Consider the following 25197-nt stretch of genomic DNA (forward strand, 5'->3'; position numbering starts at 1 on the left):
GCAGGGGAACTTTCCGGGGCTGTACTGGACGGCCACGATGCTGCGGCATGTGGGGTTCGAATCCTGGCTGAAGCGTGATCAGGCGGAAAGACGCTACGGATCCTGGCCTCGGTGGGCTCGGTCCGCGCCCGGAGGTCATACTGCCGTGGGTCAGGTTTCTTCGGGCTCGTCCGGGAAAAGGGGTTCGGGAGAGGGCGGCATGGCTCGCATGGGCCCGCGCAGCCGGGGCCTGGGCGCCTCGGGCGGGTAGGCCTTGGTGGGTGGGTACGCCTCGGCGTGCCTGAGGTAGTCCTGGTAGGTCGCGGCTACGACTTGCGGCATGACCGCGCCGAAGTCCTCCATGCCGAGCACGCCCCGTGCTGCGGCCGAGGAGTTCCCCAAGGTCCGGCTCATCAGATTCGGAAGCGTGCGGTTCAGCCTGGAGGCCAGCTCGACATCCGAGGCGTGACTCTGCCGGTCGTACCGGCTCCAGGCGATGACCAGGCTCATTCCCGCCGGGTTCACCGCCTCCAGTGCCGCCAGTCCGTCCCGCAAGGCCGGCACCAATAGTGCCCACCGGTCCACGAGCAGGATCAACGGCCCGCGCGGAGGTATACGGTTGTCGGCCCTGGAGAGCTCCTCGTCGAATGTGGACATGTTCACCTGGTTGTTCAGGTGGAACGCCAGCTCGGTGGCCATGTGCGCCAGTGGCCTCCTGGAATCGGAGTAGTACGGATTCCAGTCGTCGGGGCTGTCGCCATAGTAGTGGGCGTCACGACCCTCAGGAAGGTCGCGCACGGTGGGTGCCACCACGGCGATCCGCAGGTTGCTCTGATCCGGGGACGAGGTCAGCGTTTCGAAGGCACTCGGAGCCGTCCGGTAGTCGACGCGGCGGCCGACGGCGATGTTCGCGGTGTCCGCTACGCGGACGATCCGCCTGGCCAGTTCGTACACCGCACGCTCGTACTGCTCTGCGTACCCGCGCAGTTTGATCAGACCGTAGAGTCCGTCGGTCGCGTACCGCTCGCCGAACACGCTGTGGTCGAAGTCCAACCGCCTGGCAACATACGGGAGGTGGTGCGGTGGCACGGGAACCCACGAGGCGGGAACGATCGCCTTCACCGCCGAGGCGCTCCGTGCCTGGTGGTAGGCGGTTCTCTGGGCGAAGGCGAACCACTCCTTGCCGCACGTCTCACTGGCGAAGTAGCGCGGGGAAAAGAGGGGTACGAACGTCCGGCAGGTCGCCAGCACCTCTCCGAGGCGGTCCGACCAGCCCTCCCCAGAGCGGAGTTGCCGGTCCATGAACCCCACCGGGTATCCGGACGGCAGGTCCGTCAGAGCCATGACGTGGGAGGACAGGTCGCGGAAGAGCATCTGGACCCACATGTCCGGGTCCGCGCCGGTTTCGCTGAAGCGCGGGGTGTGCGCGTAGCTGAGGAAGAAGTACGGTCGCTCGTCACCGTGATCCGCCACCGGGTTGGCCACCGGATCCAGCGCCCGCAGGGTCCGCGGGGACACCTCCGCGAACGGTGCGCCGCCGGACGGGACCTCCGCATCCCCGTCCGGATCGGGGACAAGTGCCGGAAGGCGCGACGCGGCGTCGGCGTGCTCCGCGATGAACCGGCTCACGGTGTCCCGCGTGCGCAGTGCGTCGCGCGCGCCGAGGCGGGGAGCCAGCCGTTCGCGGACACCGTCCCGGAAGGTCAGGACCGGGCCGCCGGCCACCAGCCCGCCTTCGTCGACCGAAACCAGGCCGCCGACGATCACCTCGGCCATGTCGGCCGGGCTCGCCTCCGGGACCAGTTCCTGCCGCACCAGATGCAGCATCCCCGCACTCGTCTGCGGGTACGTGGAGCAGAGCACGGCCAGCCGGACGGCGGGCGCCGACGCCCGGTGCAGGAAGGCGTCAACCAACTGGTCGGCATCCAGAGGCGTGTTCGGGGGTGTCGGCGTCCGGCTCACCGCGCCCGGCGCCGGGACCAGGACCGCCTCACATCCCTCGGGATCCCCGCGCATGAGCGTGCGGGCCCAGCGCGCGAGGGAGCGCGGTGTCAGTCCGACGACCGGCAGCGGCAGCCAGGTGGTCCGGCGGTCGCCCGGCAGGTCGAACACCTCCTCCATCAGTGGCGGCGCCAGGAAGTGCAGGCGGGCGTTGGGCACACCGGGCGCCCCGGGAGTCGTGACCTTTACCGCCGGCAGATCGAGCCCCGTGTGTCGCCAGATCTTCGGCGGCAGCGGGTTCACGAGCACGGTGGGGGTGGCGCCGGCCCAGCCGTGAATCCGGTCCCACAGCCCGTCCTCGCCTCCGGCCCCCGATACGTAGTCCGAGAAGACGAGCACCAGCCGCCGCTGCTGCGCCGTCCTGGACCCGACGCCCCCAGCGCGGGGCTCCGCCTCCCAGGCGTTCACCTCCCGAACCCGGAGCGTACGGAAGGCTCCCGTCGTGGCGAGGACCTTCAGCAACTCCTCGACGGTATCCCCCCACACGGCCATGGTCGGGGACCGGTCGAGGACGACGGTCAGGTCGAACCAGCGCTCCGGTGCCGGGCGGAACGCGGGGAGAAGTTCACCGCTTCGGGCATAACCGGACACCGTCTCCCCGATGTCCAGCTGCTGTCTGCGCCCCGCCGCCCACGGCCGTCGCAGCGGACGCAGGGCGCGGGCGATCTCCCGGGCTCGGGGCAGTGCGGATGCCCGGGGTACGGACACCTCCCGGGCGGGCACACCGTCGCCGCCGGGGACCGAAGGGCCGTACACCGGAGTCGTCAACGGCCCCCAGGAGCTGAGGCGTTCACGCGGGTCGACAGCCCCGACGGAGCCGTCCGCGGCCCTGCTCGGGTCCGCCCCGCCCTCATCCTCCGCACGACCGCTCCGCGTACGGGCGGCGAGCCAGAGGAGCTCGGCGACGGAGAGTCCGTCCAGGTCCCGGCCGAGTCCGTGGAGCGCCGACACCACGGCCGCCAGCGGGTCCTGGGGCGCCTGGGGCTCCAGGAGCCCCGGGCGTTCCTCAGACACCCGAGAGGTCCTTCATGAGGAGGGCGATGAGCCGCTCGCGTTCGGTCCCGTGCGACCGGGTGGGACCGTTCAACAGATGCAGGGTGCCCAGGAGCTGGTCGACGGCCACGCTCTCGCCCGACGCTACCCGACGTACGAACTCGTCGACGAGTTCCGCGGTCGGCCCCGATTCACCTACTTCCAGCCCCAGATGGCCGTGTACCACGTCACGGATGAGTGCGGCGGTCGGCTTGGGCATGGTGTAGCGCACGCAGCGGCGCAGGAAGGGCGCGGGCAGCTCCTGTTCACCGTTGCTCGTCATCACGATGAAGGGGAACTCGGTGCACTGCACGTGGCCGTCTTCCACCACGTGCCGCACATCGCTCTCCCAGGTCCGCACGCGGGCGGTCTGCTGTTCCTCGCGCATCAGCTCGGCGATGCGGAACTCCCCGCGTTCCAGGACGTCGAGGAGGTCTCCCGGCAGGTCGAGGTCGGCCTTGTCGATCTCGTCGATGAGCAGCGCGCGCGGACGCTTCGACGGCAGCAGCGCGGTGCCCAGCGGCCCGAGGGTCAGGAAGGCCGCCACATCGTCCACCCCCGCGTCCCCGCCCGCCTGCGCCTTCTCCTGCTGGAGCCGGTGGGCGTGGATCCGGCCGAGGGCGTCGTAGCGGTAGAGCGCGTCCGCGAGGCTGCTGCGCGAGGTGATGTGCCAGAGCAGTACGGGCCCCAGCGCCAGCTCCGCGGCGACCTGCTCGATCACCGTGGACTTCCCGGTGCCGGGGCCGCCGGTGATCAGCAGCGGCCGACGCAGCGCGAGGGCCGCGTTCACCGCCTCGGTCAGCCCGGCCGGCGGCCGGAACACGCCGGCCGCCGAGCTCCTCGGGAAGGTGCGCCAGGGGGCGGTTCGGGCAGGGCCGTGCCGCCCCTCGGCACGCCGTCGCCCCGGTAGTACGCGTCCTGGGTCATGGAGTCCCCTCATCTCGGGTACGGGTCGGGGGAGTCACGGTCCTGAAGAACCGGCAGAAGCGCAGCCAGTCCTCGTCGTCCCAGACCGCCCGGAGATCGGCCAGGTCCGCGCCGGAGACTCCGCGCCAGCGGTCACGGTAGGCATGCGCGAGGGCGCCCGGCATGGCCCACCAGCTCCGGTCCAGGCAGCCGTGCCGCTCCCGCGGGAATCCGTCCGGCGCGTGCGGCCACAGCAGGACGGGCGTGTAGGCGAGCAGCATCTCCATGAGCCGGGCGTCGGCGCCGGGGTGCTGGGTGAGGCCGATGCCCCGCGTGTAGCGGCCGCTACGGAGGTGCCCGCGCAGGAGGTGCGGATCGGCGAGGTCCTCGTACGCGAGCCAGTCGACGGGCGTACCGGCCTGGTGCTGCGAGATCGACTGCCAGCGCTCGGCGACAACGGGCTCGACGCTGCGCAGCACGGCGTCTGGTGTGAGCCGGTTGCTCCAGTGCAGCCGCACCTCGTAGCGGACCCCCAGCAGCATGGCGACTCCGGCCTCCTCGGGCCGCCAGGCCAGGAGCAGCCCGCTGGGCACCGCCAAGTCAAGCCGTTTCAGGGGGAGATCCAGCAACCGGGCATGCTCCTCGGCCCACAGCACCGCGTCCTCGACCGCGTTCTCGGCTCCCTTGCGGTCCGCCGTCTCACTGGAAAACTGCTCGTGGTGGATCATCGCACCGTCCAGGAGCAGCCAGCCGTCCAGCACTTCGGGCCAGTCCCCGATGAGGGAGGAGTGCAGACTGACGACCAGGCCGAGTCGCTGGCCCTCCGTACGCCGGGCGGCGTGCTCGATGGCGTCGTTGACCTCGACGGGGGCTTCGATCCGCTCGGCCCAGGAACGCAGTTCGGGGTCCTTGAGGTCCTTCCCGCAAGCCTGGCCGAGCAGCGCCACGAAACGGGCGACGGCGCGCCTGCCGTCCGGGTCGTTGGCGGGATGGTTGAAGGTCAGCTCGTCGATGACGGCGATGTCGGTGAGGTGGGGGTGGTCGGCCGGCAGCCGGCCCTCGGCCGCGAGCATGGTGTGCAGCGCGTGCCGGATCCGGGCGGTGGTGAGCTCGCTGCCGATCCAGCCCCGGACGAACTGCACCGTGCGCACTGCGACGAGCAGCCCGTCGACGCCGCGCAGCGCGCGTTCACGGGCCGCGGCGGGCGGGTGCGACAGGAGTTCTGCTCGGCACCGCAGAGCCGCCCCCAGGTCCGGGGTGGCGTCGGGCACGGGCATCCGCGGGTCCACGGCAGCGAGCGCCTCGGTCAGCTCCTCCGCGGCAAGTCGGCCGCCGAGCCCACCGAGCAGACCCTCGCGGACCCGCGCGTTGCGCGCGATCCACAGCGTCTCCCGGGCCGAGCCGTCTCCGTCGTAGTCGAATCCAGTGACGTTCTGGCCGATGACGACGGTGCGCAGGGCGTCGCGCACCTCGCTCACGCCCAGGGTGCTGCCCGCCCCGGGCCGCCCGGCGCGCAGGAGTTCGGTCAGGTGCCGGGAGAATACGAGATCGACCGCCGGCTGGCCCAGGGACGAGGCCATCAGCAGGCCCAGCCGGGTGCGGCCGTTGCGTGCGCCCCCGGCGAGGTCCTCGGCCGGGGGTGGCGCCCCGCCCGCGTGGCAGGTGTCGACGAGGCCGAGTACGCCGTCGATTCCGGGGTGGTCCACGGCGACGGCCAGCAGATCGCGCACGTTCACGGAGTCGTGCCGGAGGTCTTCCGTGGAGTCCTCGCACATGAGGTGCAGGGTGCTGGTCCGGCCCGGCGTGAATCCGTGGCCGAGGAAGGCGAGGACCAGCGCGGCATGGTGCCGCGCCGCGTATCCGATCGCCTCGTCCACCGTTCCCCGGACGGCGCTGCTGGTCAGGCCGTCACCGGCGACCAGCGCGCTGCGCCCGTCCGGCAGGCCGGGTTCGCACGCTCCGAGCGAGGGGTCGGTCAGTACCTCGTACAGCCCGTTGGCGGCCTCCTCCAGACGCTCCAGCCGCACCATCGATCCACAGTGCGGGGCCACCACCAGGACGTGACGGCGGCCGCCCAGGCCGCCTCTCACCCGGAGCCACCGCCGCTGCCGGGCCCACCCGCCGTTCCGGCCAGAGCTTGCGCGACGGGACCGGCGACGGCCGGCTGGGCGAGGTACTTTGCGGCGTCGTGGACCCAGGTGCCGTCAGAGTCCACGCGCCGGCTGGTTGGGGCGACTCCGCCTCCGCTGGGGCGTAACTCCTTTTCCAGGTGGGGCCGAACGGCGATGATGTCGTCCCGGTCCCAGAAGTTGAGCCACTCGCCGACGCTCTCGGGGACACTCGGGGGCTGAGGGAGGAGCCGGGGCCACACCACGGTCCGCGTGGCGATCGGCGATCCGAGGGTCACGAACAACGGGACCGGTGTGCCGAGTTGATGCAGGGTCTCCAGGGCGACGACCGAACCCAGGGAATGCGCCACCACGACGGCCGGTCCGTCCCCGATCGCCTCGGCGACCCGGGCGCGGATGCGGCGGTCGAGGCTGATGCCCTGAGCGTCGGGCTCGGCACGCGCCAAGTAGCGGGCCACCTGGCCGAGGTGGCTCACCATCATCTTGGGGGTGATCCACCGGGCCGCGGCTCCCCACGGCTTGAGGGCCAGCAGTGTGGTCGCGACGTTGAGCGCGCGGCGTACGACGGCCAGGCTGCCCTGCTCCTGCGCTCTCGGCTCGGCCTCCGACCGGGCGTGATCGAGGATCTTGCGATCCCGCTCGTCGGAATGCTCCGCGGCCAGCCCGTCCACCCATGCGACGAGCAGATCCGAAAGGATCTCCGCCTCCGCCCCGACCCCACCGGCGGCGTCGGGGGCGTCGGGGGCGTCCCCGCCCTGGGCCTGCCCGCGCCCGAAGAGGTCGGCGTAATGGACGAACGCGTGCCTGCCCGATTCGTCGGAGACCAGGTCACGGGCGGCTGCGGAGTGCCCGGCCTCCCGCATCCCGGCGGCCAACGCCCGATTCCAGGCGGTGAGCTCCCGAGCCGGGTTGCGAAGGCCGCCGATCCCGTGGACGAATACCAGGCGCGACTCCATCAACCGCCTCCCCATGGCAAAGCGCAATGTCCACGAAGGCTAACAACCGCCGGAGGCATGCGGGCCCTGATCGCGATATACGGCCGGACCGGGCAGTGTCCTTTGGTGGTGAGATTCCACAGGCGGCCCGGGCGGAACTGCCCTTCCACCTGCCGGGCGCGGGTGGCCGGGTTGATCCGCTGGATCACCTACGGCCCCGACGCGTGAGCTGCTGGGAAGACCGCACGGCAGGCACTACAGACACTGGCGTCAGAGGACCTCCACAGGCCAGGCCACTGGCTGTCGTCATGAGAAACGAGAACCTGCACTGCCCGTGAACCAGCCGGCGGGTGCGACTCCTGTGCGGCTTCAAGGTGCCCGAGCTCGGCGGGGCACGGCGGGTCAGGGAGCGCCCGGCATGCCGGGGTTGCGCCGGTGGCGCAAGGCGGGTTCGCGGCGCAGGCGCCAGAAGGCAGCGAGGAAGCCGATGGCCTGGAGGGCAGCGCAGGCCGTCAGGCCGTGGCTGCCGAGTGCGGTCGCCGGTGTGACGGCGACGAGGATCCCGGCGAGCGGGAAGGCAGGAGCATGATCAGGATGGTGATGCTGAGGGTGACGCCGAAGACCTGTTCGGGGATGAGGTCGGAGCGCAGGGTGCGCAGGACGACGGTCATGCCGCCTTCGCCGGCCATCAGTACGGCGGTCAGGACGAGGAAGTGGGTGTAGGTGCCGGCCTGGGAGACGGCGAGGCCGGCCAGCGCGGCAACGGCCGCGCAGGCGGCTCCGGCGGCCAGAGGCCGACGCGGTCGATGGCGAAGCGGCAGCAGGCGACCGCGAGGAGGGAGGCAGCCGCTGCGGCCGACCGGATGAGGCCGACGGCGGCACTGGAGTAGCCCAGGTGCTGGACGACGGTGATCGGTGCGGCGGCCTGGAGCATGCCGGTGGCGATGTTGGAGACAGTGAGTCCGGCGATCAACCACGCGAGGGCCGGGAGGGAGACGAGGGTCTTCCATCCCGTGCGCAGTCCGGTGAGCGCGGATGGGGCGGCGGGGACGAAACGGGGCTCGCGGTGCCAGGGGGCGAGGGCGGCGCCCAGGAGGGAGCAGGCCGCGATGGTGATCAGATTGCCGGTGACTCCGGCCCAGTGCAGGAGGAACCCGGCAAGGGCGGGGCCGGCGAGGGTGGCGGTCTGGTCGATCCCCAGGAGCACCGATTGCACGCGGTGGGCCCGCTCCCCCGCGTCCTTGCTCGCGGTGGCGCCCGCGGTCTAGGCGGCGATGTAGGAGAACTCAGTGGCCACACCGGTGATGGCGGCGAGCGCCATCACCGTGATGGCGGCTCCAGGTCCTCCGGCCTGGGTGGGCAGGATGGCCGCCGCGGCCAGGACCACCAGGGCACGCAGCGCCGAGGCGATGCGGAAGACCCGCTTGGTACCGTGCCGGTCGACCATCGATCCGGCCAGGAAGAACGCCGCGAGGCGGGGGATCCACTCCAGCGCGAACGCAAGGCACCCTCTACTGCGCACTGCTCCTCCCCCGGTACCGCAGGCGGTTCACACGCGATGACCAAGCGGAGGAGACCCTGCCGAAGGCCTCGCAGGCGGACCTCACCTGAGATGGCGTCAGCCTTTCGCGTGATCCGTTCCTGGCTCGGCGTGCAATGCCCGATGGTCGGGCAGACGGCCTGTCGGCCATGGAGGAGGCGACGCCCTCCGGCTCGTACGCGAGGTGGGCCAGTCTGAGGTGGCCGTCTCGCCGGCGATCTGCTGCGTACTGATCGTGCCCGGTACGACGCGGTCCGGCTGCCGATCCGCAAGTGCGGGGGTGTGCGTGGTCAGAGGCGCACGACGACCAGGGCGATGTCGTCGCGGGCGCCGCCGGCTACGCCGAGGCGGGACAGCAGGGCGTCGGCGAGTTGGTTGGGGCTCATGCGGGCATAGTCGGCCAGGGCGTGGGTGAGCCGGTGCAGGCTGGTGTCGATGTCCTCGCTGCGGCGTTCGATGAGGCCGTCGGTGTAGAGCACCAGGGTGTCGCCACTGGTGTAGGGCGTGGCGGCCTGGGGCCGGGTGACGTGTTCGGGTCGGGCTCCAAGGGGCGGGTCGGTCGCCTGGTCCAGCAGGTCGCAGGTTCCGTCGGGGTGCAGCAGGACCGGTGGGGGGTGGCCGGCGCTGCTGTAGGTGATCCGGTGCCGGCTGGCGTCGATTACGGCTTTGAAGGCGGTGGTGGCCACTGCTCCTTCGACCGATCGGGCGTAGAGGCCGAGGACCTCCAACGATCTGGCGGGCTCGTGGAGTGCCCTGGTGGCGGCGCTCAGTGCGCTGCGGAGCATGCCCATGATGGTGGCGGCCTCCAGGCCGTGGCCGACGACGTCCCCGACTGCGACACCGAAGCAGTCACCGGGAAGGTCGACTACGTCGTACCAGTCGCCGCACACGTTCAGTGACCCGACGGCGGGCAGATAGCGCACGGCAATGTTCCGGTGCGCGTCGAGGTCGGGCGAGTGCAGCATCGCCTCCTGCAGCGTCACGGCGATCTGGCGTTCGCGGGCGTGCGCCTGGCGCAGTTCCTCGTTCAGCCGTTGCAACTCCCGTGCTCGCGCGTAGAGCTCGGCTTCCATCGCCTCCCGCTTACCCAGCGTGCCGCTCTGTGGGTGGCCGGGGCGGGAGAGGACGAACTCGGTCACGTCCTCCACCCGGTGGATGATCCACACCACCTCCCCGTCCGGCCCGAGAACAGGGGTGTTGATGGGGGACCACCACCGCTCCTCGAACATGCCGGGCTGGGACACCACTGGGATGTCGTACTTCTGCACTGCCATCGTGTCCGGTTCCTTCGACCGCAGGACCCGGTGCAGCGAGGCCCCCAGGTTCCGCACCCCGTCGGCGTTCGGATCCTCCGGATTGTCCGGGAAGGCATCGAACAGGTACTGCCCGACCAGCTCCTGCCGACCCCGCGCGGTCACCCTCAGGTAGGCATCATTGACATCGACGATCACCAGGTCGGGGTCCAGCACCAGATAGGGACTGGGCGTGGCCGCGAACAACAACTGGTGATCGATCTGGCTTACCACTGGCCTTGCGCCGGTCCTTCCGCTGGTCGCGGGTGCTCCTGCCAACCTACGAGGCACGCCGCGTCCGCGCCTTCCGGCTCGGCCATCGGTGTACTGGCTGCACGGGATGGTGGCTGGCGTGCTCGCGGTCCCGCTCTGGTTGTGGGCAGTGTTCGCCGCGACGGGGTGGTGTCGCCGGCGGTGGACTTCCTGGCCCACCGGCAGCGCGCACGTCATCGGCTTCAAGGAGGCCGCGGCCTGGAGCGGGCTGGGGTGAGTCCCGCCCTGATCCTCGGCGCGGTAAGCGACGACGCCTTCATCATGGTCCGCACCGCAGGGCATGTCCTGGGTCCGGAGGTGCTGGGCAGCATCGAGTACGGCACGAGCGTGCTCGACTGCCGCCTCGTCGTGGTCTTCGGGTATGGCTCCTGCGGCGCCGTTGCAGCGGCCCGCGCCGGCAGCCGCTGCCGGCGGTCACGGTTTGCAGTCCGTCTCGTCGTCGGGGTGGAAGAGGTTCTCGATGGGTTCGCCGAACAGGGCGGCGATCTTGAATGCGAGGGGCAGGCTGGGGTCGTAGCGGCCTGTTTCGATGGCGTAGATGGTTTGCCGGGATACGTCGAGGTGGTCGGCGAGGTCGGTCTGGCTCCAGCGGCGTACCGCCCTCAGTTCCCTGAGCCGGTTCTTCACCGGGTTCGAGGGGTCTTGAACAGCAGGGCTGCGATCCAGGTCAGGATGCTTGCGAGGAAGCTGATCTGGACCAGCTGGCGCAGGTCGCCGACCCCGGCCGCCTGGAGGAGCCCGACGGTGTAGATCGCCGTGATCAACACGCCGAATCCGATCACCAGGGCTTCGAGCTGGCAACGGCGCTGGTACTCGTCGGCGCGGCGCAGGCTCCTGATCACGGCCCGGACGATCCACAGCCCGGGGGCGAGGTTCAGCAGCGACCAGAACAGCTTTCCCGAGTCCGCCGAACCGAAGAGGCCGAACTCCGAGATCAGGCTGAGCAGCCCCAGGGCGATGACGGCCGGCAACCAGTCGACGAACCAGGCGCGGGTGCGGACCGTGTCGCTTCGGCTCTGCCGGTTCTCTGATGATTTCCCCATACGCCAAACAAACGTAAAGGGACCTTGTCTCAATGTAAATGGTCCTTGTCACAGAAGGTGGCGGTCCGTCGCGGTGCCGGCGAAGGAATCACCGGGTGCGGCGCTACTGGCGGCCCCTGCACGGATCCGCCCCCGGACCCCGAGGCGGCGGCAGCGATCCGGTCCGCGCCAGGTTGGATTTCCGCCCGGACGGCAGGCCGGGCAGCAAGTACGAGCATGGCGGCGAGTACTTCGAGGGACGGGAATCTGCCGCCACCCGCTTGCTCGTCAGTGACGACCTGGTGGTCGTCTGGGAGGCGGGTGCAGGGGTGAACGACGACATCGGGGATGCGGACGTCGTGGCAGGCGGGCCACTCGGGACTCGGCGGTCCGCTGTTGCACCCTGAGACGTTGCGGGAGACCGCGCCCGAGGCCGTCGTCGCCGCGCTGTACCCGCACGTAGGCGACGCACTGACCGACTCCGGCGACGAGGAGTTCGTACGGGCCGGAATCGCCGGCCTGCACATGCGGCCTGCACCCCTCCCGCCCCGGCAGGGGTACCGGCCGACGTCGGGTGCCGCTCATAGCGGACGGAATGAAACCTTCCGCAGGAACATGATCACGGGTGAGTCTTTTCGGTCAGGATGGAACCCGTTACTCAGGGTAAGGGAGGTCGCCCGGCTCCCCCTTGGGCCCCCTGATCCCCCTTGCCCCACCCGCCCCACGGTGCGCGTACAACGGGCAGGAATTCACGCGGCCGTACCCCGGGTAGTGCAAAGGATTTCCTGATCCGTGCCCACCACGCCGCAAAACAAGTCCGAAAATGGCAGGTTTGCTTTGACTCTTGAGCGATCGATCCGTGAATGTCGTTCACATGTCCGACACATCCCGAGCCACCGCCGGTGGCCCTATGCGCTTGCGCGACTTCCGACTGTTACTCGCGGGAGCTGCGACCGGACAGCTCGGTGCACAAGTGACACTCGTGGCGCTGCCCCTCGTCGCCGTCCTCGAACTCGACGCTCCTGCCTTCCAGGTGGGCCTCCTGACCGCCGCGGAGACCGCCGCCTTCCTGCTCGTCGGGCTGCCTGCCGGAGCGCTCACCGACCGGATGCGCAAGCGGCCCCTGATGATCCGCACGGATCTGCTGCGCGCCGTGGCCATGGCCAGCATCCCCGCTGCCGCGCTCGCCGACGTCCTGACCATGGCCCAGCTCTACGCCGTCGCGCTCGTGACCGGCGTGGCGACCGTGTTCTTCGACGTCGCTCATCAGAGTTACCTGCCGCAGATCCTGCCCCGTGATCAGCTCATGGCCGGCAACGGCGCACTGGAGACCGTCCGTTCCACCGCCCACGTGACCGGCCCCGGCATCGGCGGCGGACTGGTCCAGCTCGTCGGAGCGCAGTTCGCCGTCATCGTCGACGCCATCGGCTACCTGCTCTCCGCCCTCTTCCTCCTACGCGTCGAGCAGACCGAGGAGGCGCCCGAGCCCGCAGCCGCCGGGGGCTCCCTGCGCAAGGAGATCGGCGAGGGCGTCCGCTTCGTCTTCGGCCATCCGCTGCTCCGTGTCATCGCCCTCACCACCGGCCTCGCCAACTTCTGTACGGCCGTCCTCATGGCGACGCAGACCGTGCATCTCGTCCGTGTCGTCGGGCTGGAGGCCGGCGGACTCGGGCTGGTGCTGTCCGCGTCGGCCGTGGGAGGGCTCCTGGGCGCCCTGTGCGCCGGGCGCCTCGCGGCAATCCTGGGGCAGGCCCGGGTCATGCTCCTGTCCGTCCTCGTGACCGGCCCGTTCGCGCTGCTGTGGCCCCTGTCCGGGCACGGTCTCCCCGGGGCGGTCCTGTTCGCCGCCGGATCGGCGGTCGTCTCCTTCGGCGCCGTCGTCTACAACGTCGCCCAGGTCAGCTTCCGCCAAGGAATGTGCCCACCTCGGCTGCTCGGCCGGATGAACGCCACCCTGCGCTTCCTCATGTGGGGCACGTTGCCACTGGGCGCGCTCCTCGGCGGAACCCTCGCCCAGTCCTACGGGTCGCGTACGGCGCTCGCCTGGTGCGCCGTCGGCATCCTCGCCGTACCGCTGCCGCTGATGCTCTCCCCGCTGCGGCGGATGCGGGACCTGCCCGGTCCACAGGACGACGGTGGCGCCGGCACCGACGCCAAGGCCGACGCCGACACCAAGGCCGAGGCCGGTGCCGGTGCCGGTGCCGGCCACGGGACACGGCGGGACACTGCCTCCGCCGACGGCGACGAACGGCCGACCCCCGCACCCACCGGCTGACCACCGGCTGACCACGGGCTGACCACGGGCTGACCGCCGCCCGGCCACCATCTGCCGCCAAGGACGACCCCTGCGCGGGCACCGCCCGCCGCCACCGACCACACCGCCATACCCGCAAGGGCCGCGCCGGCGTTCCGCGCGACCGCGGCCACGACACAGAGGACCACGTGCGCAGCATCACGAGTCAGTACCTGGCCCGCTACCGGCGCCTCACCGGCGACCGGTCCGACAGCGTGCTGCCGGTCACCGGAGCACAGCGCCGCTTCCTGCTGGTGCGTTCGCTGGACCCGTCGGGACGCCCCGACGTGGTGCCGATGTTCTTCGCGTTCCCTCACGGAACCATCGACCCCGAACGCCTGCAGGCAGCGGCGTCCAGGCTCGCCGCACGGCACACGGCCCTGCGCTCACGGCCCGCCGTCGTCCGAGGCACTCCCGTCCTGTGCGTCGCCGATCCGGACGTCGGCGTGACCCGGCCGGCCCTCGTACCGGGAGAGTCGCCCGCCGACGCGCTCCGTCGCGCTCTGGAATCCTGGGATGCCCAGGGTCCCCCCTTGCGGCTCTTCCTCGTACGCGACGAGGAGCGCGAGGAGGAGATCCTCGCCGTCGCCCTGGACCACGCCGTCTGCGACGGCCGTTCGCTGGCGCGGATCGTCGACGAGCTCGGCGCCGCCTACAGCGAGGAGGCCACCGATTCCCACGCCGCGCCAGGGGAGACGGAAGGCGAACTCGCCGCGTACCGGGACGCGGTCCTGCGTCAACTCGCCGCCGAGGAAAGGGCGGAGACGCCCGAAGCGGCCGCGTACTGGGCTGACCGGCTGCGCACGCTGCATGCCCACGCTCCGGCGCCCAGTCCGGCCCGCGTGCCCGAGGGCACCCGGCCCAGTGGAGCCGCGCAGGCCCGGCTGCCCGCGTACGACGGCGGCGTGTCCTTCCCCGGACTGCTCGACGCCTGCCGCTCCGCAGCCCGCGAGCTGTACGGACGCGGCCGCACGGTCCCGCTCGGCTACCCGTGGGGCGGCCGTCCCCCTGGAGCGGAGCCGGTCGTCGGCTGCTTCCTCAACACCCTCGTCTTCCCGGCCGACACCGACTACGGAACCGGCGACGAGCCCGGCACCGGAACCGGCTCGGAGGCGACGGCCGACGCGTGGTGGGACGACCTCGACCGGGCCGACGTACCGTTCGACGCGATCGTGACGGCCGCGCGGGCCGCCGGCTCGGGCTGGACCGGAGGCCTCGACGGACTGCTCACCGTGGACGACGACAACCGTCGCCCGCCGCTCGTGCTGGCCGGTGTCGAGGGACGGGAGGTCCACGTCGACGGCCGACCGGTCCGCGGTCCCTTCGCCGTCTCCATCACCCAGGGAGCGGAGATCCGCCTGCGGATGGTGTGGGACCGGGCGGTGCTCGACGACGAGACCGCGCAGCGGGCGTTCGAGGCGCTCACCCACGCGCTGCGCCCCTCGGAGCCCACCGTGCAGTGACCCCACCGCCCGCCGCCGCCCCTCCGCCGCAGGTCCCCGCGTCCCACGGCGGCACCCAGGATGCCCGACTCCGGCGCCCCCGGGCGCGTCACCGCCCCGCGGCCACCCCGCGCCGGCGCTCACAGGCAGCCCGCACCACCGGCACACCACACCGCACCACCCGGCACACCGCACCGCAGCGCAGCCCACGCCGCCGCGCACCCGAGCTTCCCTCCACGGCATCCCCCCACGCAGAAAGCGGCGCCGCGCGACCCGCGAATCCGCCCGCACGACCACCGGACACGACCGTGACCGGCACCGGAGTCCGACCCGACAACCTCAGGGATCGCCCATGCTTCCCCTCTCCTCCTCGCAGGAGATCGTCTGGCTGCACGAGCAGATGCAGCCCGGCAGTCGCGCCTACAACTTCACCGCCTCACTGGACCTGTGGGGCACGCTCGACACCGAGGCGCTGCGCCGGGGGCTCGACGCCACCTTGGCGCGCCACCCCGGTCTGCGGCTCGAACTCGTCGCCTCCGCCGGGTCCGTACCGGCGCAGCGGGTCGCGCCGCAGTGTGCGCCGAGGCTGCACACGATCGACCTCGGCACGGAGGAGGACCCCGAGGCGGCATTCGCCCGTCTCCTGCGTACCGAGGCCGAGACACCGCTCGACACGTTCGAGGCGCCGCTGATCCGCTGGACGCTCGTACGACTGGCCGAGCGCCACCACCGGCTGATCCACGTCGAGCACCACCTGATCCACGACGGGCACTCCTTCGCGATCCTGCTCGACGACGTCTTCCGCGTATACCGCGCCCACGTCCTCGGCGAGACCCTCGAGCTCCCGCCCGCCTCGTCCTACGCGGACCACGTCCTGGAGCGGACCGAGGCCGCGTACGCGCCCGAATCGCTCGACTTCTGGCGGGCCGAACTGCACGACCAGCAGCACGACCTGCCGCTCCCGGGCCTGACCCGCCCCGGTGCCCGCCGCAAGCACCACGGCGGACAGCTGCGCCAGACGATCGGCGCCGATCTCGCCGAACACCTGCGCGGACACGCCCGTTCACGCGGCCTCACCCCCTTCTCCACGCTCCTGGGGCTGTTCGCCGAACTCCTGCGCCGGCACAGCGGCCGCTCCCGGATGGTCATCGGCACCGCCGTCGGCAACCGCCCCCTCGGTTACGAGGACGCCGTCGGCATGTTCGTCAACACCATCCCGCTGCCGCTCGCCCTGGACGGCGCCGCCCCCGCCCAGGACACCATGGACGAGGTCACCGACACCCTCATCCGGGCTCTGCCGCACCAGGACGTACCGGTCCAGGAGCTGACCCGGGCGCTCGGCATGCACACCTCCGGCGCCGACAACCCCCTCTTCTCCGTCATGTTCAGCGCCCACGACGCACCGCTGCCCGAGATCGACATACCCGGTCTCGACATCACCCTCTTCGAGGGCTTCAACACCGGCACCACCCGCTTCGACCTCGACGTGGTCCTGCTCCCGGACGACCGTCGCGGCGTCACCCCGCGCCACGGCTCGCCCGGTATGACCCTGGTCTGGGACTACGACGTGGACCTCTTCGGCGAAGACGTCGCCCGATTGCTCTCCGGCCGCTTCCTGGACCTGCTGCGCGCCTATCTCGACAGCCCCGAGACTCCCCTGGCCGAACTGGTACCGACCGCCGTGGAGCCGGCCGCCGAGCCCGTGCCCGTTCCGGCCGACCGCGATCCGCTGGATCCCGTGGCCGCGCACCACCCGTCGCAGCCGGCCCTGCTGTGCGGAGCCCGCCGGCTCACCTACGGCGAACTCGACGACCGCGTCGGCTCGCTCGCCGAGCGACTGCGCGCCGCCGGTGTGACGGCCGGCCGGCCGGTGGCCGTGGTCCTGCCCAGAGGGACCGACTCGCTCGTCGCCCTGCTCGCATGCCTGCGGACCGGCGCCGTCTACTGCCCGCTGTCCCCGTCCGATCCGCCGGCCCGGCTCGGGCTGCTGCTGGAGCGGCTCGCCCCTGCGCTGGTCCTCACCGGTGACGGCACCCCGGCCCTGCCGGAAGCACTGCCGACCGCCCGGATCGACGCGCCGGTCCTGCCCCCCGCGCGCGGAACGGCCGAACTTCCCGGCACCGCCTACGTCATCCACACCTCGGGCTCCACCGGGACGCCGAAGCCGGTCGCCGTCGGCCACGCGGCGCTGGTGCACCATCTGACGGCGGCCGCCGACCGGTTCGGCCTCACCACCTCGGACCGGGTCCTGATGTTCGCCCAGCCGTCCTTCGACGTGGCGCTCGAGGAGGTGCTGCCGGCTCTGCACGCCGGTGCCTGCCTGGTCCTGCCCGAGTACGAGGTGCCCACGGGCGCGGAGCTCGCCGAACTGCTGGCGTCCGCCCGGGTCACCGTAGCCAACCTGCCCACCAGCTACTTCCTCGCCACCCGCGAGGACCTGCGTCCCCCGCTGCGTGACGGGAGCTGGGCGCCCAGGCTCCTGGTCCTCGGCGGCGAGCGCCTGCCCGTGGAGGCACTGCACGGCGTCCTCGCCGACACCGACGCCACCGTGCTCAACGTGTACGGCGTCACGGAGGCGGCCATCAGCTCGACCGTCCACGAGATCTCCCGCGACGCCCTTGCCGAGGGCGCCGAGATCCCCCTGGGCACCGAGCTCCCGGGCGAGCGGGTCCACGTCCTGGACGCCCACCACCGCCCGCTGCCGTCCGGCGCGGTCGGCGAACTCGCCGTCGCCGGGCCCGGTCTCGCCGAGGGCTACGCGGGCAACGCGGAGGCGACGGCCGCCCGGTTCGTCACCGTCGACGCACTCGACGGGCAGCGTGTCTACCTGACCGGCGACCTCGGCTACCGCGGTCTGGACGGTCTGCTGTACTTCCTCGGGCGGCGCGACAACCAGGTCAAGCTGCGCGGTCACCGCATCGAGCTGGAGGAGATCGAGGCGGCGGCGTCCGCGGCTCTGGGCGGGCGGTCCTGCGCCGTCGTACTGGACCGGGAGAGCCCCGGCGGGCCCAGGCTCGTCGGCTTCCTCCAAGACCGAGCCGACGGCGCGGCCTTCGACGAGAAGGCGCTGCACGCCGAGTTGAGCCGCCGCCTGCCCGGCCCCCTCGTGCCCGCCCGGTGGGCACGGCTGGACAGCATGCCGACCCTCGCCGGCGGCAAGCCCGACCGTACGGCTCTGTCGCGCCGAGCGGCGGCGCTCGACCCCGACGACGCCGCGACGTCCCAGCCCGGAACCAGCGCCGAGCCCGGGCCTACGGCCACCGCCGTGTCCGCGGTGTCCGCGGTGTCCGCGGTGTCCGCGGTGTCCGCGGTGTCCGCGGTGTCCGCGGTGTCGGACGATCCGATGACGGCTCTGCTCACCGAAGGCTGGCGCAAGGTGCTCGGCCACAGCCGCTTCGACGCCCGCTCCCACTTCTTCCACAGCGGGGGCCATTCCCTGCTGGCCGCCGAGCTGGCCGCCTGGCTGGAGCCCCGGCTGGGCACCCGCCCGCCGTTGAAGGTGCTCTTCCGCAACCCCGTGCTCGCCGACCAGGCCGACGCCCTCGCCACCACCGCCCTTTCCACGGAGTCGTGATGACCCAGTCCCCGACCGCGCCCGCCATCCCCGCCGTCCCCGCCATGCTCTTCGACACCGGCCTCGTCACCGACACCTCGCTGAGCATCGCCCATGGCCCCTCCGCCGAACCGACCCGGGTGCTCGCCCGCTTCGAGGACTGGGCCCGGCGTACCCCGCAGGCCCCGGCAGTGATCGACCGCACACAGATCTGGACGTACCAGGACCTCGACGCGGCGGCCGCCCTGGTCGCCGCCGACCTGGCCGATCGTGTCCGGCCCGGTGACCTGGTCGGCGTCTGCCTCGACCGGTCCACCGCCCTCGTGGTGACCGCCGTCGCGCTCGCCCGGCTCGGCGCCGTCTACCTGCCGCTCGGCCCCCGCCCCGGCGAACGCCGCATCCAGGCCGTCACCGAGGACCTCGACGTCGCCTGCCTCATCGGCGACCCCGATGTCCTTCCCGCGGAACACCGCGGCGGGGAGCACTTCCCGCTGCTGCTGCCCACTGACGGCGTCAACGCCCCGGCCGCCGCGGTGGCGGCCTTCTCCGACTCCGTCCGTGGCACCCGGCGCGCACCCGAAGGCGCCCTGTACGCCGTCCTCACCTCCGGTTCCACCGGCCGCCCCAAGGCGGTCGCCGTGGCCGAGTCCTCGCTCTCCGTCGCCCTCGACTGGTACCGGGCCGAGACCGGCCTCGCACCGGGCGACCGCCAGTCCCTGCTCATCGGTGTCGCGTTCGACCCGCACCTGCTGGAACTGTGGGCCGCCCTGACCTCGGGCGCCGCCCTCGTCCCGGCCCCGGACGACACCCGCTGGGACTCGCACGTGCTCACCGACTGGTGGCGTGACACCGCCCTCACCCACGCCGTGGCGGCCACCCCCACCGTGGAACCGCTCCTGGACCGGCCGTGGCCGCAGGACCTGAAGCTACGTCACCTCGTGGTCGGCGGCGACCGCATGCGCCGCCGCCCCGCCGCCGACGTCACCGCGACCGTCCACAACGCCTACGGCCCCGCGGAAGCCACCGTCGTCACCACCACCCACACCATGCGCGGCACCGACCCGGAGGCCGGCGACCAGGCCCCGCCGCCCATCGGCACCGCGCTGCCGGGCGTCACCCTCGTGGTCACGGACGTCGAGGGCCGCCCCGTCGCCCGCGGGCAGGAGGGTGAACTGCGCGTCGGCGGCCACTGCCTGGCGCTCGGCTATCTTGACCCCGAACTCACCGCACGCCGGTTCACCGCCCCTCCGCAAGAACTGGCGCTGCCCGCGGTCGACCGCCTCTACCGCACCGGCGACCGGGTACGGATGAACGCCGACGGCAGCCTGGACTTCCTCGGCCGCCTCGACGACCAGGTGAAGATCAGCGGGGTGCGGATCGAACCGGTCGAGGTGGAAGCCGCCTTCGAGCAGGACCCCCGGGTACGCACCGCGGTCGTCACCGTGCTGCGCGACAGCTCCGGCCACGGTCGCCTCGTCGCACACGTACGGCCCGCCGACGGCGCCGAACCCCCTGCCGGGGATCTCCTCGCCGCGGTCCGGGCCTGGCTCCCCGAGCAGGCCGTCCCCACCGCCGTTCGGATCGTCGACGGCTTCCCGCTCGACGCCAACGGCAAGGTGGATCGCCCCGCCCTGGCAGCCCAGGCCCAGTCCGGGTCCCAGGCCACGGTGCCGCCCAGGAGCACCACCACGGGCGACCTCGCCGACGACCTTGCCGCCGCCGCCACCGCCACCGAGCGGCTGGTGCTGACGACCGTGCGCGAACTCCTCGGCCGGCCCGGAACCGGCCTCGGTGACAACTTCACCGACGCCGGCGGCACCTCCATGGTCGCCGCACGGCTGCTGGCAACCGTCGAACGCGAGACCGGAGTACGCCTGCGCGCCCCCGAGCTGCTGCGCAGCACCGACCTGCGGGCGTTCGCCGCCCTCCTCGACCAGCGCCTGACTGCGCGCCCGGAAGGAGCCTGACATGACGCCCACCGCCCTGCCGGCACTCGTCGCGCGGCACGCCGGACTCACCCCCGACGCCCTCGCCGTCGTGGACGGCGACACCACCCTCACCTACGGCCGTCTCCTCCAGGCCGGCCGCGCTCTCGCGGCACACCTGCGCGAACACCACGTGACGCGCGGCGACCGGGTGGCGCTCCTGACGACGCGCTCGTCCCGCACGATCGTGGCGCAGCTCGGGCTGTGGCTGGCGGGAGCCGTGTGCGTGCCGCTGGATCCCGCCCAGCCCCGCCCGCGCACCGAGGCGATGATCGCGGACGCGGAGGTGAAGCTCACCGTCGGCGACGCGAAGCTGCTGGACGCGGCCACGTTTCCCGGCCCCGTGCTCGCCCTGCCCGAGGAGCCGCTCACGACCGGTCGGCCGGTCGACGAGTCCGACCCGGACAGCCCGGCATTCATCATGTTCACCTCCGGTTCCACCGGCCGCCCCAAGGGCGTTCTCGTGCCGCACCGGGCCATCGCCGAGCTGGTCACCGGACCCGGTTACGTCACCCTCACCGGCCGCGACCGCGTCCTGTTCCACTCGTCCATGACCTTCGACGCCTCGACGTTCGAAGTCTGGGCAGCGCTCGCCAACGGCGCCGCAGTCGTCGTCTGCACCGAGCAGCGGCCCTCCCTGGAGGACCTGGCCCGGCACGTCGAGCGGCACGGCGTGACGGTGGCGTTCTTCACCACGGCCCTCTTCCACCAGCTCGCCGCCCGCCGCTCCCGCGTCTTCGCCCAGCTCCGCTCGGTCGTCGTGGGCGGCGAGGCGATGGCTGCAGCACAGGCCCGTGAGGTGCTCACCGCCTTCCCCTGGCTGGAGCTCGTCAACGGCTACGGGCCGACCGAGACGACCACCTTCGCCACCGCCCACCGGGTCACCGCGCAGGACTGCGAGGGCCCCATACCGATCGGCAGGCCCGTCGCCGGGGCCACGGCGCACGTCCTGGACGCCGACGGTCACCCGGTGGCCGACGGCGACCGGGGCGAACTGTGGATCGGCGGCAGCAGGCTCGCCCACGGATACACGGGCCTGCCCGCACTCACCGCCGAACGGTTCGTCGAGCATCCCGCCGCCGACGGGCGGCTCTACCGTACGGGCGACATCGTCTCCCTCCGGCCCGACGGCATCCTCCGGTTCCACGGCCGCAACGACGACCAGGTGAAGGTCCGCGGCTTCCGCATCGAACCCGCCGAGGTCGAACACGCCCTCCGCCAGCAGCCGGACGTGGACGACGCCGCCGTCACCGTCGACGGCGCCGGCTCCCCCGAGGCACGCCTCGTCGCGTTCGTCGTTGCCGCGCCCGGCCCCGTGCCCCACGGCGCGGCACTGCGCGAGCGGCTCACCGCAGTCCTGCCGGCCCACCTGGTTCCCGACGCGGTCACCGTGCTGGAGCGGCTTCCCCTCACCCCGGCCGGCAAGGTCGACCGGCGCGCGCTCACCGGACGCGCGCACGCCGCCGGGAATCAGCCCGCCGACCAGCCGGCGGCGCGGATGACACCGCTGGAACAGGCCGTCGCCGCGGTGTGGAGCCAGGCACTGGGCATCGAGGTCACCCGCGCCGAGGACGAGTTCCTCCTCGTCGGCGGCCATTCCCTCCTCGCCCTCGCCGTCACCGAAGACCTGCGGGAGGAACTCGGCGTAGAGCTCTCCCTCGCCGACTTCTTCGCCGCCCCGACCGTAGCCGCGCAGGCCGCGCTGGTCGAACGCGCCCTCCTGGCCGCCCACGCAGACCTCCACCCCGAGATCCCGGAGCACAGCGATGTCCACTGACACCGACTCCGCGGCCCGCGACCGCAAGGAGCAGCTCCAGCAGGAGCTGCTGCGCCGGGCCCGCGCCGGAACCGCCCGGCGCACGACGGCCGGGCCCACCGCCGGTGCGAGCGCCGCTGCGGAAGGCCACGCACCGCAGGACACCGCCCACCCCGGCGCCACCAGCGCACCGGCCGGAAGCGTCCCCCTCTCCCGCGCTCAGCGCCGCATGTGGCTGATGGAACGGCTCGGCGGCGCGGGCGACTCGTACCACGTGCCGTTCGCCACCCGTGTGCGCGGTCCGTTCGATGCGGCGGCGTTCGCCACCGCCCTCACCCGGCTGGTGGCCCGGCACGCCATCCTCCGCACCCGCTACGCGGAGCACGAGGGCGAGCCCTGCCAGGAGGTGCTGCCGACGCCGCGGACGGTCCCCGTACACGTCGTCGACACCGATGTGGCGGACGCCCCGGCGCTGCTGCGGCGCGAGGCGGTCCGGCCGTTCGACCTCGCGGCCGGCGACGCCGTACGGGCGTTCGTCCTGCGCCACGGCCCGCAGGACCACACCCTGCTGCTGACGTTCCATCACATCGCCGTGGACGCCGCCTCACTGGAGACCGTGGCCACCGAACTCGCCGTTCTCTACACGGCGGCCACCGACGGAACGGGCCGGCACACACTGGCCGCACCGCCGCAGTACGCCGACCACGCGCGCCGCGAGCACGACGGCCTGCCCGGCTTCGAGGCGGAACTGAACCGCTGCAGCGACCTGCTGGCCGACGCCGCCCCACCGCGCCTGCCCCAGCCGGCGGCGGCAGCGCCGCAGACGGCCGTGCGTCCCGGGGCCGTGTGCAGCGTGCCTCTGGCGCCCGCCGTGCCTGACGCCCTGCGGGCGCTGGGTGCACAGCGGCAGGCCACGCTCTTCGCGGTGTCGCTCGCCGCGGCCTTCGCCGCACTGCACCGCCTCACCGGCGACGACGACCTCGTCATCGGCGTGGCGGGCACCCATCGCAGCGGAACCGCCATGCGTGGCCTGGTCGGCCTGTGCGTAAACACCCTGCCCGTACGGGTGGACGTCTCCGGCGACCCGTCGTTCGCCGAACTGCTGCGACGCGTGAGCGACGCGCTCCTCGAAGCCCAGCGCCACCGGCACATCCCCTTCGACCTGGTCCTCGAACGTCTCGGCGCCGGGGCCCGCGGCGCCGACGGCACCGCACTGGTCCGCGTCACCTCCGACGTCCTCGGCGAGCCGACGGTACTGCGGCTGCCGGGTACGTCGGCCGAGTACGTCGACGTCCCCTCCGACGGCGCGAAGTTCACCCTGTCCTACGGCCTGGTGCCGGGCGGCGACGCCGCACAGCCCCTGGCACTCGTCCAGTACGACGCGAACGCGCTGGACGACACCGTGGCGGAGGCGGCCGTACGGGACTACGCGGCGCTGCTCCACGCGGTCGCGGCCGACCCGCAACTGGCCTTGAGCAAGCTGCCTCTTCCCGGCCCGAACGACAGCTCCGGCCCCCGGGACGCCGCCGATCCGGAGGGCGACGGCCACCCTGCCGCGCAGGCCCTGCGCACCCACCCGGGCGTCGCCGACGCCACGGTGGTCCAGCCCGAGCAGGGACCGCCCGTGGCCTATGCCGTCCTGCGCGACAGCGTCGGCCCGTCCGGTCACGAACTGCTGGGCCTGCTGCGCCGGTCGCTCGCGCCCGAGGCCGTGCCCGCCGCGGTCACAGTGCTCGACGCGCTGCCGCGCTCGGCCGCCGGGCCGCTCGACCACGCCCGGCTGCCCGGGCCGTCCACACCGGACGCCCCGTCCGGCCCCCGGGCCGAAGCGGTCAGGGAGACCTTCGCGGCTGTGCTCGGTGTCGCCCCGTCGCCGGACGACGACTTCTTCGCCCTCGGTGGCCACTCGCTGAAAGCCGTGCAGCTCGCCGAACGGCTGCGTACACACCTCGGACTGCCGCTCACGGGCCTCGACGTGCTCCAGGCCCGTACGCCCCGGGCGCTGACCGCGCTGCTCGACGAACGGGAGGCACGGCAGAGCGCCGCGAAGGCCGCGAGCAGGCCGGCCCCCCGCTCCCGGGACATCCGCCCGGGCACGGTGCTGGTCACCGGCGCGACGGGCGGAGTGGGCGCGTTCGTCGTGCGTGAACTCGCCGCGCAAGGCCGCCCCGTGCTGGCGCTCGCCCGGCCCGAGTCCGCCCATCTGATCGCCACCGAGGGCGTCGACGTCATCGAAGGCGACCTCTCCGACCTGGCCGGGCTGCGGGACGCCGTCGCGCAGGCCGACGCGGTCGTCCACGCCGCCTGCACCTTCACCCGGCACGACGTGGACCGGGCGGCGATGGAGACGATGGTCGACGCCTGGCGGCGCGGACCGTTCGTCTTCGTCAGCAGCGTCGACGCCTACGGACACCCCGGGACGGAGCGGGTCGCCGAGGAGTCGGCGCCCCGCGAGCCCGTGAGCCCGTACGGGAGGGCGAAGCTCGACTGCGAGGCGATGGTGCTGCGCGCCGCGGGGACCGAGGGACGCGGGGGCGCGAGCGCCGTGCGGTCACCGATCGTCTGGGGCGCGCACGACCGGCTGCGCGAACAGCTGCGCTGGGGCGCCATCGGCACCCTCTACCAGTCCGCCCGCCAGGGCCGGCCGATCGACCTGCCACGTCCCGGTACTGGTGGACACCGCTGGTACGGAGCCGCCTGGGTGCACGCGGCCGCCCTGGCCCGCGCGGTGGCCGAGAGCCTGGACCGGCCCGTCCACGGAGTCGCCAACGCGTGCAGCGGCCACGTGTCCTGGCACGACCTGGCGCAGGACCTCACGGAACTCCTCGGCACCCGCGCGGACTTCCGCACGACCGAGGCGGTACCCCAGGACCTCGACCACCGCTGGCACTACGACAGCGCACGCCTGGCCCGGCCTCTGCGCGCACGCGCGGGAGAGGACCGGCGGACCGTGCTGGCAGAGATGATCGGCGCCATGACACCCGACAAGGCCTGACACACCGCTGCGCCCGGAGCACCCACAGGGGGCTCCGGGCGCAGCGCCGAGGTGCCCCCGGGGG

12 protein-coding genes and 4 pseudogenes are annotated in these 25197 nt (G+C 72.6%); 8 read left to right on the forward strand and 8 right to left on the reverse strand.

Translation table 11 applies throughout. From position 1 onward, the window contains the following. Nucleotides 1-150 precede the first annotated feature (150 nt). The 6 genes and pseudogenes from OG534_RS01215 to OG534_RS01240 all read right to left on the reverse strand — a co-directional run bounded on the left by OG534_RS01215 (nucleotide 151) and on the right by OG534_RS01240 (nucleotide 10048). Nucleotides 151-2994: a TIR-like protein FxsC gene (locus OG534_RS01215; protein ID WP_326586184.1), complete on the reverse strand. Its 2844-nt coding sequence runs from the start codon at nucleotides 2992-2994 to the stop codon at nucleotides 151-153. Further along, nucleotides 2987-3939 (reverse strand): annotated as a pseudogene (locus OG534_RS01220) (AAA family ATPase). The gene OG534_RS01215 and the pseudogene OG534_RS01220 overlap by 8 nt, the downstream one beginning before the upstream one ends. Continuing rightward, nucleotides 3936-6008 (reverse strand): hypothetical protein, encoded by a 2073-nt coding sequence (locus tag OG534_RS01225; RefSeq protein ID WP_326586185.1) that lies wholly within the window; start codon nucleotides 6006-6008, stop codon nucleotides 3936-3938. The pseudogene OG534_RS01220 and the gene OG534_RS01225 overlap by 4 nt, the downstream one beginning before the upstream one ends. After that, entirely contained in the window at nucleotides 6005-7003 is a 999-nt protein-coding gene (locus OG534_RS01230) for a hypothetical protein (RefSeq protein WP_326586186.1), read from the reverse strand. Before OG534_RS01230 ends, OG534_RS01225 begins: the two co-directional genes overlap by 4 nt. A gap of 381 nt (nucleotides 7004-7384) precedes the next feature. Beyond that, a pseudogene (locus OG534_RS01235) lies at nucleotides 7385-8483 on the reverse strand (MFS transporter); the annotation flags it as partial. Between the two features lie 329 nt (nucleotides 8484-8812). Beyond that, the gene (locus tag OG534_RS01240; protein ID WP_326586187.1) at nucleotides 8813-10048 is read right to left on the reverse strand and encodes a PP2C family protein-serine/threonine phosphatase; all 1236 of its coding nucleotides are present in this window, start codon (nucleotides 10046-10048) and stop codon (nucleotides 8813-8815) included. Nucleotides 10049-10154: 106 nt separating this feature from the next. Here OG534_RS01240 and OG534_RS01245 point away from each other — a divergent pair. Further along, nucleotides 10155-10298 (forward strand): annotated as a pseudogene (locus OG534_RS01245) (TerC family protein); the annotation flags it as partial. 38 nt (nucleotides 10299-10336) lie between these two features. Then, nucleotides 10337-10483: pseudogene (locus OG534_RS01250) on the forward strand (carbonic anhydrase); the annotation flags it as partial. An 18-nt stretch (nucleotides 10484-10501) separates the two neighbouring features. Here OG534_RS01250 and OG534_RS01255 read toward each other — a convergent pair. Both OG534_RS01255 and OG534_RS01260 read right to left on the reverse strand, forming a co-directional pair. Beyond that, the gene (locus OG534_RS01255; RefSeq protein WP_326586188.1) at nucleotides 10502-10714 is read right to left on the reverse strand and encodes a helix-turn-helix transcriptional regulator; all 213 of its coding nucleotides are present in this window, start codon (nucleotides 10712-10714) and stop codon (nucleotides 10502-10504) included. Continuing rightward, nucleotides 10711-11130: a hypothetical protein gene (locus tag OG534_RS01260; RefSeq protein ID WP_326586189.1), complete on the reverse strand. Its 420-nt coding sequence runs from the start codon at nucleotides 11128-11130 to the stop codon at nucleotides 10711-10713. Before OG534_RS01260 ends, OG534_RS01255 begins: the two co-directional genes overlap by 4 nt. A gap of 889 nt (nucleotides 11131-12019) precedes the next feature. Here OG534_RS01260 and OG534_RS01265 point away from each other — a divergent pair. From OG534_RS01265 to OG534_RS01290, 6 genes are all read left to right on the forward strand, one after another. After that, nucleotides 12020-13384: an MFS transporter gene (locus tag OG534_RS01265; protein ID WP_442807022.1), complete on the forward strand. Its 1365-nt coding sequence runs from the start codon at nucleotides 12020-12022 to the stop codon at nucleotides 13382-13384. A 167-nt stretch (nucleotides 13385-13551) separates the two neighbouring features. Continuing rightward, entirely contained in the window at nucleotides 13552-14865 is a 1314-nt protein-coding gene (locus tag OG534_RS01270; protein ID WP_326586191.1) for a condensation domain-containing protein, read from the forward strand. Between the two features lie 331 nt (nucleotides 14866-15196). Next, the gene (locus OG534_RS01275; RefSeq protein ID WP_326586192.1) at nucleotides 15197-18418 is read left to right on the forward strand and encodes a non-ribosomal peptide synthetase; all 3222 of its coding nucleotides are present in this window, start codon (nucleotides 15197-15199) and stop codon (nucleotides 18416-18418) included. Further along, nucleotides 18418-20364, forward strand: coding sequence for a non-ribosomal peptide synthetase (locus OG534_RS01280; protein WP_326586193.1), 1947 nt, complete (start codon nucleotides 18418-18420; stop codon nucleotides 20362-20364). Before OG534_RS01275 ends, OG534_RS01280 begins: the two co-directional genes overlap by 1 nt. Before the next feature lies 1 nt (nucleotide 20365). Next, entirely contained in the window at nucleotides 20366-22159 is a 1794-nt protein-coding gene (locus OG534_RS01285) for a non-ribosomal peptide synthetase (RefSeq protein ID WP_326586194.1), read from the forward strand. Further along, nucleotides 22149-25133, forward strand: coding sequence for a condensation domain-containing protein (locus OG534_RS01290; protein ID WP_326586195.1), 2985 nt, complete (start codon nucleotides 22149-22151; stop codon nucleotides 25131-25133). The genes OG534_RS01285 and OG534_RS01290 overlap by 11 nt, the downstream gene beginning before the upstream one ends. Nucleotides 25134-25197: the final 64 nt, after the last annotated feature.

This window comes from Streptomyces sp. NBC_01294 (assembly GCF_035917235.1).
Lineage (GTDB): Bacteria > Actinomycetota > Actinomycetes > Streptomycetales > Streptomycetaceae > Streptomyces > Streptomyces caledonius.